Origin of the sequence: Christiangramia oceanisediminis, from assembly GCF_022570735.2 — a bacterium.
Classification (GTDB): domain Bacteria; phylum Bacteroidota; class Bacteroidia; order Flavobacteriales; family Flavobacteriaceae; genus Christiangramia; species Christiangramia oceanisediminis.
Window position 1 is genome coordinate 494,386 of record NZ_JANCNS010000003.1, and the last position, 12,003, is coordinate 506,388.

Here is a 12,003-nt window from a genome sequence, read left to right on the forward strand (position 1 = left end):
CTACAAACTAATCTCCGTCTGAATCCACGTAATCCACACTGATGGATAGTGCCTGCATCATGTCTACCTTTAGCAGCACAACCGCTTTCTGAAGCTCATCGAAAGCCGCAAGCATGGTAGTATTATTGTTTTGAACCTGGGATTTGAAATTGTCGTCCAGTTGTTCACTTTGACTTTCGATTGCCTGGAAGCGGTCTTCAATAAGCACGCTTAGATCGGCACCGTCTTTCATACTATCCAGGTATTCGAGGTACTGCTTGTAGCTGGGACCATTTCCGCTGCTATTGAAATTTCTTCCAAAGTAAAAATCCTGGAATGCTTCAAAAGCCTTGATATACAACTCCTTTGAAAGGTCTCCCGCGTAAACTGCCTCGGCATTTTCAGGAGAAGGTGAACCTGTAAAGGCACCGGCAGGATAACCAATTTTACCTGATCTCAGGAATTTTTCGAAATACATCACATAATCATTGCTAAAACGGTCTACTGACCCGGTAGCAGAGGAACTGGTGTTTTCAACGAACTGATCCCTGAAATCACCCTGCCATGCAGTGGTCACTTCCGCAGTAAGGGAATTGATGCGTTTTGCAACATCAAGAAGATAAGCCCTGTAAGTTTCGGCATTTTCACCGGCAGTAAAGGCCTGAATGGTTTCTTCAGAAGAACCTAAACCGTACAGCAAATAATCCATGGCAGGAAAACCCTGCTCGGCAAAAGACGAAGGCAATTCAAGGTTATACGAGCCGCTTTCGATCTTTGATTCAATAGCCGAAGTATTCGTAGGATAGGTATTCAGGTACCTGCGATATCCCAGCTGCTCTGCCTTTCCAATCTCAAACATAGAAACTGTCTGAAACTGCAGGTAAGAATCCCTGTATTGTTGTTTAAGTGCTGATAGCGTACCGGCCGAAGGATCATTCACGTATGCTTCGGTTGCGTTTTCCAGGCTTTGAGAACTGGCCTGAAAAGCTTCAAAAGAAGGCACTATGATATTGTCTGCCCAGTGAGTAAGCATGGCTCCGCGGTCAAAAGAATCGGTTTCCTTCTCTCCAGACCCTTCACCTGAATCATCTGTAGAACAGGCGTTGAAGCTTAGCAATAAGATCATTAATAATCCTGAAATCCTTTTCATATGCAAAAATTTGAAAGCCGGAGCTCAAGGGCCCCGGCTAATTAGGTTTTATAATGCCTCGTTTACTGTAAAACCAAAGGCGGTGGCTATCTCTTCTGAAATAGCATCCAGGGTTTCCGGAGTTACCTCCCAGAAACCATTTCCGTCTAATATTTGTTCTAAGTAATTATCCACGCTGGCTTTGCTCACGTAAGGCGCTCCGGTTTCTGGATTATGAGTAAACCTAAGGCTGTAGATAAACCCGTATCCTTCTGAAAGGTCATGGAAAGCAGGACCATATTGACCTTCGGCCAGGGCTGCTTTTCCAGCCTGCAGGTAATAAACTGCGCGAATACCAACAATCTTGGAAACATTCTCCTGAATGATATCTACCTGCTGATCTCTTAACTCATAATCACCGGCAACGATCGCAGCACGACCGGTTTTAAAAGCCTCGAAGATCTCGTCTGCAATTCCTGCAAAATCTTCATCGCCGTCTACTCTCCCAAGATATTTAAATAGCAGATTGTCGCTATTGTCCTGTAGGGCTGCATTAGGATTTTCTGAAGGAATTGATGGATCCCCGTAAAGATAACCGTATGCCTCATCCCATTTGTGCTCCATGGTTGTATAGGACTTTCCTTCCTCGGTGATACCGGCTTCATTGTTAGCGCGGTTTTCACCTGCATCAAGAACTGCCTCTACCAGGTAGTTATTCAACATTTGATCTACAACAAGAGCTCCAATAAGACCCTTGGCGAAGGCCTGGTCCATTTCAAGTCCCTCTACGTTTACGTATCGAATAGCATCACCATCGGCGATCTGTCCTGCTACTCCGGGTGCAGCAACCTGGTTTCTAGCAGCCTTTACCTCATTCATCTGCGCAGAAATATAGGAATCAAAATCGGCTCTGATCTCGTTGCTCTCTACCGTATTGGTTGAGAAATAAAGGTTAGATGCAGCAACCTTTGATTTTACGCTTTTTGAAGATTCGTTAAGGGCAGCTTCAGAGAATGGGTTGTTCTCGTTGGCGAACATATTCTTAAGCATATCCTCGGTGGCGTTATCAAAATCCTTGAAATGGCCAAGGATTTCCGAGGTCATTTCCAATCTTGTAGTTTGTCCGCTATAGCTTACGGTATTATTGTCATTCCTTTCAAAACTGTAATTAGCAGGTACATCAATTTCTGGATCTGTGATAATGGTATCATCATCTGAAGAACAGGAAGCCAGGCTTAAGCCTCCAAGAACTATTGCGAAAAGCTGTCTTTTCATTTTATTTATTTAGACTGGTTTAAAATAATTTTCGCCAGCAAATATAAAGCCCACTTTTGGACACGGCAATTTTATTTAGATTAATTTTAAATAATTTTTATTAATCGAGAAGTAAAAAGCGATAAAGAGTATTAATGGTAGGCGTTGAAGATCTTTGAAGCTTCATTATAAGCCGACTCAAAACTCGTCATTTTGATATTGGTCTCGGCCCTGGCCGAAGTAAAGTAAGAAAGCATCTTTTCTGAAGGCATGTTCCCGGTTAGCTCATCCTTGGCCATGGGGCATCCTCCAAAACCCTGGATAGCTCCATCAAACCTCCTGCATCCAGCCTTATAGGCTGCATCGATCTTTTCATGCCACCTGGAAGGCACGGTATGTAAATGAGCACCAAACTCGATCTCAGGATATTCCGGGATCAAGTTGGAGAACAGGTAATCAATAATATCAGGGGTGGAAGATCCTATGGTATCTGACAAGGAAAGTATCTTCACACCCATTGCTGAAAGTTTCTCGGTCCACTCGCCAACGATCTCCACATTCCATGGGTCACCGTATGGATTGCCAAATCCCATGCTTAGATAAGCCACCACTTCTTTTCCAGACTGATCTGCAATGTTCAGGATCTCCTGTAAAACCTCAACCGATTCGGCTATGGTTTTATGAGTATTACGCATCTGGAAATTTTCAGAAATCGAAAATGGATAGCCCAGGTAATCGATCTCCTTAAACTGGGAAGCATCCTGTGCGCCCCTCACATTCGCAACGATAGCCAGCAGTTTACTGCGAGTCGTGGAAAGGTCGAGCTTCCCAAGCACCTCGGCAGTATCTTTCATTTGAGGAATAGCCTTCGGGGAAACAAAGCTTCCAAAGTCGATGGTATCAAAACCACATCTCAACAATGATTGGATGTATTGAACCTTTTCGTTGGTAGGAATAAAATCCCGGATCCCCTGCATGGCATCCCTGGGACATTCGATCAGTTTAACTTTCCCCATACTGCCAAAGATAGTATTTTACAGAAATTTTAAAAAGATTAAACAATTATTGCTGATATGAAATTTTATTTCGGTTAAACCAGCCCTCGAGTGCAAATTCCTTAATTCGGAATTTTAATTATGATGAATACTGAGTACTATGTATTGAGTACTTAGTATACTCGATCAATTCTTCATTTTTTTCAGGATAGCTTTATTGATCTCTTTTATAAGTGCAGGACCCTCGTAGATAAAACCGGTATAGAGTTGTACCAGGCTGGCACCCGCCTCCAGTTTTTCGATCGCGTCCTGCGCCGTATGTATCCCTCCTACTCCAATGATAGGGAAGGCTTTCCCACTTTTTTCAGAAAGAAACCGGATCACCTCGGTTGCTCGTTTTGTAAGTGGCTTTCCACTAAGTCCCCCCATTTCCTGTTTGTTTGCAGATTGCAGCCCTTCCCGCGAAATGGTAGTGTTGGTAGCGATCACCCCGGCGATCTTCGTATCCTGAACGATCTCGATAATATCCAGCAGCTGATCATCAGTTAGATCTGGAGCGATCTTCAGCAAAATAGGTTTCGAGGGATCTCTCCGGTTATTTTCTTGCTGCAGTGTATTCAGTAGTTTTTTTAAGGGCTCCTTGTCCTGCAGTTCTCTTAAATTGGGTGTGTTGGGAGAGCTTACGTTCACCACGAAATAATCCACATAGTCAAACAGCGCGTTAAAGCTATAGACATAATCATCTACCGCGTTCTCATTGGGTGTAACCTTATTCTTCCCGATATTTCCACCTATAAGAACATTGGTGTTCTTCTTCAGTCGTTCCACCATGCTCTCTACTCCTTCATTGTTAAAGCCCATCCGGTTTATAATGGCAGAATCTTCAGGCAATCGAAACAACCTTTGTTTTTCGTTGCCCGGTTGCGGTTTGGGAGTCACCGTCCCTACTTCAATAAAACCGAAACCTAGCGAGGAAAGCTCTTTATATAATTTTGCATCTTTATCAAAACCGGCGGCAAGACCCACAGGGTTCTTGAATTTCAAACCAAAAACCTCCCGTTCCAGTCGTTTATCCTCTATAAGAAACTTTTTTCTTAAAAAACCTTCGGCTCCAGGTATGCTGCAGAATTTCTTCAGAAAATCAAAAGTGAAATAATGAACTTTTTCAGGATCAAAGCGAAATAAAGCAGGTCTGATTAAAGATTTATACATAGTGGATTGATTTCTGCAAAAATAGGATGATTTAGGAAGAAATCTGTACCCGGCAATAAAACATTTGCTCTCGCTATAAATTCCAGAAACAGTCCTCCTTAAAAAACTAATAAAATTTAGTTGTTGAAGCCTTAAAATCTTGGAGGGAGTAGGCTATATATGTACTTTTGATGCAAATCTTCCCCACGATGACCAATAAACAACATATTATTGATCGATTTTTAAGTTATGTAAAGATCGACACTCAAAGTGATCCTAAAAGCGACGCTACCCCGAGTACTCCCAAGCAGTGGAATCTCGCAAATAAATTAGTTGAAGAACTTAAGGAAATAGGTCTGCAGGATGTGAGCATCGATGAGCATGCTTATGTGATGGCCACACTTCCTGCCAACGTTAGTCACAAGGTGCCTACTATAGGCTTTATTTCTCACTTTGACACGACACCAGATTTCACCGGGACTAATGTGAATCCGCAGATCATAGAGGATTATGACGGAAATGATATTGTGCTGAATAAGGAAAAGGACATTGTACTTTCACCTGATTATTTTGAAGACCTCTTACAATACAAAGGACAAACGCTTATAACTACAGACGGGACCACCTTATTGGGAGCCGATGACAAGGCCGGGATCACCGAGATCATGACGGCCATGCAATACCTGGTGGACAACCCGGAGATCCCACATGGAACTATCAGGATCTGTTTTACTCCAGACGAGGAGATAGGACGCGGAGCTCATAAATTCGACGTTCAGAAGTTCGGTGCGGAATGGGCCTATACCATGGATGGAAGCCAGATTGGAGAGCTCGAATATGAGAACTTCAATGCTGCACAGGCTATTGTAAAAGTGAAGGGTAAGAGTGTACACCCGGGATATGCCAAAGACAAGATGGTGAACAGCATGTATATCGCCCAGGACTATATTAATTCTCTTCCCCGACTGGAAACACCAGAACATACCGAAGGCCGGCAGGGCTTCTTTCACCTGAGCAGCATTAATGGAGATGTTGAAGAAACCGTGCTTGAATATATAATCAGGGACCACGACAAGGAACACTTCGAGGCAAGGAAGCAAATGATGAAAGACCTGGTAAATGATATTTGTTCTCAGTATGAAAGGGATTGCATGAGCATTGAGATCAAGGACCAGTACTCCAATATGCGTGAAAAGGTGGAACCTGTGATGCATATCGTGGAACTGGCTAAACACGCAATGGAAGAAGTGGGCGTGGAGCCCATCATCAAACCAATTCGAGGCGGAACCGATGGCGCACAATTAAGTTATATGGGACTGCCCTGCCCCAATATCTTCGCCGGCGGACATAACTTCCACGGTAAATATGAATATGTTCCAGTGGAGAGCATGCAAAAAGCCGCGGAGGTCATCGTTAAATTATCAGAACTAACAGCTCTTAAATACCAGGAAAATTAATATTTTAGGGGTATGCCTGTTAAAAGCCTAGAAGATTATCTAGAACGTCATCCCAAATGGGAGGAACAATTAAGGCTGCTCCATGAGATGCTGCTATCCACCGAATTGGTGCAGGAGATCAAATGGGGAGCACCGGTCTACACTCTCAACGGAAAGAATGTTATAGGACTTGGAGCCTTTAAAAATCATTGCGGTCTCTGGTTCTTCAATGGAGCGCTTTTAAAGGAAAATACCGCCCTCCTTATGAACGCACAGGAAGGTAAAACAAAAGCCTTACGCCAGATACGTTTTGAAAAAGACGACGAGATAAAAACTTCGGTTTTACTGCCCTACGTAAAGGAGGCTATACAGAACCAAAAAGAAGGAAAGGTGATTAGGCCAGCTACCCATAAAAAACTGGTGATCCCTGGTGAACTGAAGGAGGCTCTTGAAAAAGATTCAGATCTAAAATCGGCCTATAAAGAATTGAGTCCGGGCAAACAGCGGGAATATGCCAATTATATTAGTGAAGCCAGGCGCGAACCCACAAAGGTGAAAAGAATCGAAAAGATCACTCCAATGATCAAGTCTGGAATAGGACTTCATGATAAATACAAAAACTGTTAACTAAAAAAGCGGCTTAGAAATAAGCCGCTTTTTTTATTTAAAGATATTTCTATTCTTATTTCTTATCCTTCGCAGGTTCATTTAACTTTTGAGTAAGGTCCATTGAAATAGACGAACGATCAAAAGTGATTTTACCAGCTCCGGTTTCTATGATCACCGAGTTATTCTTTTCGCTGAAATCTACAATCTTGCCATGCATCCCGCTCTTGGTAACGATACGGTCTCCCTTTTTCAATTCGGAGGCAAAATTTCTTTCCTGTTTAGCTTTTTTCATTTGCGGGCGTATCATAAAAAAATACACCACCACAAACATTAAAATAATCGGTGCAAACTGCGTTAATTGATCCATATATGCTATTAGCTGGCGTTTTCAGTAGCTTCTGCCTCTACGAAAGCCTTGATTTTTATTTGTTCTTTTCCAGCCTCAGTGTTTGCAGTTACAGTAACTGTTTTGGTTACCTGACCATTTCCAGACCCGTTGAATTTCACTAACATTTCTCCGGTTTCTCCAGGAGCGATAGTTTCATTCTTAGGATAGGTTGGAACAGTACATCCACATGAACTGGAAGCATTGGTGATTACCAAAGGAGCATTACCAGTGTTGGTGAACTTAAATACGTGCTCCACGTTAGTTCCCTTAGCGATGTTACCAAAATCGAATTCGGTTTCTTCGAAAGTGATCTCAGGATACACAGTCTCCTGTGAGTCACGCTCTGCAGCGGTTTCCACATTTTCAGCCTTTACCTTATCTGAGGCGTTATCTTTACATCCGGTGAAGAGCATGGCTCCTACTGCCGCAAACATTAAAATTGCTTTTTTCATGGTGAAGTTATTTGTTAAATTTTGATCGATAAAAATAATAAAATTTCTTTACTACATTAGGCCTCTTCCGGTTTTATTTAACTTGTCTTCAACCTTGTATTCCCTTGAAAGCTTGTCCAGTACCCCGTTGATGAATATGCTACTCTTGGGAGTGCTGTATTCCTTGGCTATTTCAAGGTATTCATTGATAGTCACCTTAACCGGGATACTGCTGAAATAAAGAAATTCGCAGATCGCCATTTTGATAAGTACCATATCTACCTCGGCGATACGATCTTTATCCCAGTTGGGAGTTTTGCCTAACATTTCTTCCGAAAGTTCCTCGTCGTTCAAATAGGTCTTTCTGAACAATTTCAACGCGAATTCCTTATCCTCTTCATTTTTGAATAGCTCGGTCAACTTCTTGGTCTTGCCGGTATTCTCCTTTAGTTTTTGAAGGAATTTCAGCAGCGCGGTATTTACGAGTGGCAGGTCGTCTACCCAGGTAAGCTTCTTATCTTCCAGGTATTCGTATAGTTTTTCATTAGGTGCGATGATCTCCTTGAAGATCTCTATGATAAAATCCTTATCATCCTTGAAACTGCCATCACGGGTTTGCATGTAATCATCATACAGGTGACTGTTCCTGATTTCATTCCAGATAATAGCCACATACTCATCATCCTGTTTCCAGTGATTTATTTTATGTGTTTCCAGTGCATTCTGGATACTTTCGTTTTCATTAAGGATCTCGAAGATCTTATTGTCTACAAATTTTCGGTTTGGATCTTTTTCCTCGCTGGTTGCAAGGTGTTTTTTCTGAGATTTTTCCAGGTAATTGTCGGCGTGTTCTCTTATTTCAGTGATCAGGCTAATTTGAAGAAGAAACAGGTCGTACATTTCCTGCATACTTTTAAGCAGGAACTTCTCTTCGGTCACAAGTTTATCATTTTCACTTTGATTAAAAGCATACAAAGACTGCATTACTTTTACCCTGATATGTCTTCTTGTCAACATTTTAAAAGAACTTTAGGTTTAAAAAAAGGGCGAAAAGTAAGTTTACTTTCGCCCTGCAAAAATATCAATAAATTAGAACTGACTAATTCAAATTCTGTTTTTTTCTGTCTTCAATTCGCTGTTTTGCAATTTTAAGCGCGGCGAAATGAGTAGTAATTTCATCCTGAGATGCCTTTTGAAGGATCTTCAGGGTAGTGTTATAAATATTTTCGGTCTTTCTCATGATCTCCTGTCTGTCGTAGTTCTCCAGCTCAGCATATACGTTAATGATCCCTCCTGCATTGATCAGGAAGTCCGGGGCATATACGATCCCTTTCTTCTGAAGGATCTTACCATGAGAAACCTCATCGGCAAGCTGGTTGTTGGCTGCTCCCGCAATGATATCCACCTTTAATCTTTCAATAGTATTGTCGTTGATGGTAGCACCAAGAGCACAAGGAGCATAGATATCTACATCTGCACTGTAAATGTCACCATCTGTAAAGATATAAGCGCCGTACTTTTTGCTCACCTCTTCCAGTCTCTCCTCGTTGATATCTGTGATAAAAACCTCAGCACCGTCACCAACCAGGTATTCCACAAGAGTTTCTCCAACATGTCCAATTCCCTGAACAAGAACTTTCTTCCCTTCCAGGTCATCGCTTCCGTATTTGAACTTGGCAGACGCCTTGATCCCCATAAATACCCCGTAAGCGGTAATTGGAGAAGGATTTCCTGCACCTCCTTTAGATTCAGAGATCCCGGTTACGAAAGGAGTTACTTCACGAACGATGTCCATATCTGAAGTTTCCATTCCCACATCCTCTGCCGTGATATATTTTCCACTAAGCGAATGAACAAATTCACCAAAACGCTTCATTAGTTCTGGAGTCTTATCTTTCTTGGCATCACCAATAATTACTGCTTTACCTCCACCAAGGTTGAGTCCTGTAATTGCACTTTTAAAGGTCATCCCTCTGGAAAGGCGCAACACATCGTTCACGGCCTCCCATTCACTGGTATAGTTCCACATTCTGGTACCTCCCAGAGCAGGCCCTAAAACCGTATTGTGAATACCGATAATTGCCTTTAATCCTGTATCTTTGTCGTTGCAAAAAACGATTTGTTCATGATCGTCAAACGACAACTGTCCGAATACCGGAGCAGACTTTTTTAGTTCATTTGCATTTAGAACGTCAACTTGCATAGTTTGTTGATTTTTTAATTTTTACGGATTCTGGATATGTCAAAAAATCCAGTGCAAAAATAATAATATTTTAATTTAGAGGGTTTCAAAACGTGTTAAATTACACTTTCCTCAATATAGATGCCTTTTTGAATGAAAAATCTTCGCCACCTCAATAAATACTTCTATAAATATAAATGGAAGTTATTGATAGGTTTATTTATCACCATTGCTGCCCGAATATTTGCGATCTACTACATCCCTTTAATAGGGCAAAGCACGGTAGTGATCGAGGAATATGTGAATGGCACGATAACCGAAATTTCTGAGGTAAAAAGCGAACTGGCCTATAATATCCTGCTCATCATAGGTACGACCCTGATTTCAGCTTTTCTTACTTTCCTGATGCGGCAAACCTTTATCGTGGTTTCCCGGCATATGGAATACGATCTTAAGAACGAAGTTTACCAGCATTACCAGGAACTCTCTCTTAACTTCTATAAGAAAAACCGAACCGGTGACCTGATGAACCGGATAAGCGAAGACGTTTCAAAGGTGCGATTATATCTGGGGCCGGCCATTATGTACAGCGTAACCACCTTTACCTCTACCGTGGTGGTATTAATCTTTATGATACAGGCGGCACCCATGTTGACCCTGTACACGGTGATCCCTCTGCCAATTCTGGCGTTTTCGATCTATAAACTAAGTGTAGCCATCCACAAAAGAAGCACAATAGTTCAACAGTATCTTTCCAAACTGAACACTTTCACCCAGGAAAGTTTTAGCGGGATCGCTGTGATCAAATCCTATGGACTGGAGCCGCAGACCAATACCAATTTCACCGACCTTTCCAACGGAAGTCGCGATAAGAACATAGACCTGGTAAAGGTGCAGGCTTTTTTCTTTCCGCTAATGGTACTTTTGATCGGGATCAGTAATATTATCGTGATCTATGTGGGCGGAAGACAGATCATTTCTGGCCAGATAGAAAATATAGATGTGCTGGTGGAGTTCATATTATATGTGAACATGCTTACCTGGCCGGTTGCCTCCATTGGATGGGTGACTTCGTTAGTGCAACAGGCTGATGCCTCCCAGGAGCGTATCAACGAATTCCTTGGGGAAGATCCCGAGATCACCAATCCTAAAACCGAGCCCGATACCGTTAACGGAAGCATTGAGTTCAAAAATGTGAGCTTCACCTACGACGACACTAATATCACCGCTTTAAAGAATGTAAGCTTCTCGGTAAAAAAAGGAGAAACCCTGGCCATTATAGGGAAAACCGGTTCCGGGAAATCTACCATCCTGGAATTGATTGGTCGCCTCTACGATATTGATAAAGGCGAGATCCTGATAGATGGTCGTAAGATCCATGAACTCAACCTGGAGAGTTTACGTGACAGTATTGGATATGTCCCCCAGGATGCCTTCCTCTTCAGCGATTCGATCAAGAATAACATCAAATTCGGAAAGACCGATGCCAGTGATGAGGAAATTATCCAGGCAGCTAAGAATGCTTCGGTCCACCGCAACATCGAAGGCTTCAGCAAAGGTTATGAAACCGTTCTTGGAGAGCGAGGTATCACCCTTTCAGGCGGACAGAAACAGCGGGTTTCCATTGCACGGGCAATTATCCACGATCCGGAAATATTGCTTTTCGACGATTGCCTTTCTGCAGTAGATACCGAAACCGAAGAAGAAATCCTGAACAACCTGTTCAAGATCACAAAGAACAAGACTACCATTATTGTTAGCCACCGAATTTCCTCGGCTAAAAATGCCGATAAGGTCATTATCCTGGAAGATGGCCGTATAGTCCAGGAAGGCACTCACCAGCAACTGCTCAATACAGATGGTTATTACAAAGAGCTCTATGCAAAACAATTAAATGAAAAAGAAATGTGAAAATATTTTGTTAGATGTTAAAATTTTTTAGATTTTTGAGCACGACAATAACAAACCATTAAAGAATCTAACTTATGAGCGACAAGGGAATGATGGAGAAAGAAGAAATATTCTCTAAAGTTTTAAGAGCGGGAAGAAGAACTTATTTTTTCGATGTAAGGTCTACTCGCGCCAACGATTATTACCTCACGATTACCGAAAGCAAGAAGTTTACCAATGATGATGGTTCTTTCTACTACAAGAAACACAAGATCTATTTATATAAGGAAGATTTTGAAGGTTTTAGAGAGATCCTTGAAGAGATGACCAACTATATCATCGACGAAAAAGGTGAGGAAGTGATCAGCGAACGCCATCAAAAGGATTTCAAAAAAGAACATGATGATAATAGCGAGGAGGACATGACTCCAAAAACCTCGACCGCCGAAAAATTTACAGATGTAAGTTTCGACGATATATAAACTTACAAAGCATCACTAAAAATTAACCGTCCCATAT

The 12,003-nt window shown here is 41.9% G+C and carries 12 protein-coding genes; 4 read left to right on the forward strand and 8 right to left on the reverse strand.

Annotated elements, in window-relative coordinates; genetic code table 11:
• Window positions 1-7 precede the first annotated feature (7 nt).
• From MKO06_RS15030 to MKO06_RS15045, 4 genes are all read right to left on the reverse strand, one after another.
• A complete protein-coding gene (locus tag MKO06_RS15030) occupies window positions 8-1,129 on the reverse strand; it encodes an imelysin family protein (RefSeq protein WP_241552087.1) in 1,122 nt (373 codons plus the stop codon).
• Between the two features lie 48 nt (window positions 1,130-1,177).
• A complete protein-coding gene (locus MKO06_RS15035) occupies window positions 1,178-2,383 on the reverse strand; it encodes a DUF4856 domain-containing protein (protein WP_241552088.1) in 1,206 nt (401 codons plus the stop codon).
• Between the two features lie 131 nt (window positions 2,384-2,514).
• Window positions 2,515-3,378 carry a hydroxymethylglutaryl-CoA lyase gene (locus MKO06_RS15040; protein WP_241552089.1) on the reverse strand — a complete coding sequence of 288 codons (864 nt, stop codon included), beginning with the start codon at window positions 3,376-3,378 and terminating at the stop codon, window positions 2,515-2,517.
• Window positions 3,379-3,543: 165 nt separating this feature from the next.
• Window positions 3,544-4,569, reverse strand: coding sequence for a quinone-dependent dihydroorotate dehydrogenase (locus MKO06_RS15045; protein ID WP_241552090.1), 1,026 nt, complete (start codon window positions 4,567-4,569; stop codon window positions 3,544-3,546).
• 188 nt (window positions 4,570-4,757) lie between these two features.
• On the opposite strand from MKO06_RS15045, the gene pepT reads away from it, so the two are divergent.
• Complete coding sequence (pepT, locus tag MKO06_RS15050; RefSeq protein WP_241552091.1) at window positions 4,758-6,005, forward strand: peptidase T; 1,248 nt, start codon at window positions 4,758-4,760, stop codon at window positions 6,003-6,005.
• 12 nt (window positions 6,006-6,017) lie between these two features.
• Window positions 6,018-6,611, forward strand: a complete 594-nt coding sequence (locus MKO06_RS15055) for a YdeI/OmpD-associated family protein (protein ID WP_241552092.1) — start codon at window positions 6,018-6,020, stop codon at window positions 6,609-6,611.
• Window positions 6,612-6,666: 55 nt separating this feature from the next.
• On the opposite strand, the gene yajC is transcribed toward MKO06_RS15055, so the two are convergent.
• The 4 genes from yajC to MKO06_RS15075 form a co-directional block, all read right to left on the reverse strand.
• Window positions 6,667-6,960 carry a preprotein translocase subunit YajC gene (gene yajC, locus MKO06_RS15060; RefSeq protein WP_241552093.1) on the reverse strand — a complete coding sequence of 98 codons (294 nt, stop codon included), beginning with the start codon at window positions 6,958-6,960 and terminating at the stop codon, window positions 6,667-6,669.
• Window positions 6,961-6,968: 8 nt separating this feature from the next.
• Entirely contained in the window at window positions 6,969-7,433 is a 465-nt protein-coding gene (locus MKO06_RS15065; protein ID WP_241552094.1) for a DUF1573 domain-containing protein, read from the reverse strand.
• Window positions 7,434-7,484: 51 nt separating this feature from the next.
• A complete protein-coding gene (nusB, locus tag MKO06_RS15070; RefSeq protein WP_241552095.1) occupies window positions 7,485-8,429 on the reverse strand; it encodes a transcription antitermination factor NusB in 945 nt (314 codons plus the stop codon).
• Between the two features lie 82 nt (window positions 8,430-8,511).
• Window positions 8,512-9,615, reverse strand: a complete 1,104-nt coding sequence (locus MKO06_RS15075) for a Glu/Leu/Phe/Val family dehydrogenase (protein ID WP_241552096.1) — start codon at window positions 9,613-9,615, stop codon at window positions 8,512-8,514.
• Between the two features lie 132 nt (window positions 9,616-9,747).
• Here MKO06_RS15075 and MKO06_RS15080 point away from each other — a divergent pair, with 132 nt between their 5' ends.
• Window positions 9,748-11,505, forward strand: coding sequence for an ABC transporter ATP-binding protein (locus MKO06_RS15080; protein ID WP_241552097.1), 1,758 nt, complete (start codon window positions 9,748-9,750; stop codon window positions 11,503-11,505).
• 74 nt (window positions 11,506-11,579) lie between these two features.
• A complete protein-coding gene (locus MKO06_RS15085; protein ID WP_241552098.1) occupies window positions 11,580-11,966 on the forward strand; it encodes a PUR family DNA/RNA-binding protein in 387 nt (128 codons plus the stop codon).
• Window positions 11,967-12,003 lie beyond the last annotated feature (37 nt).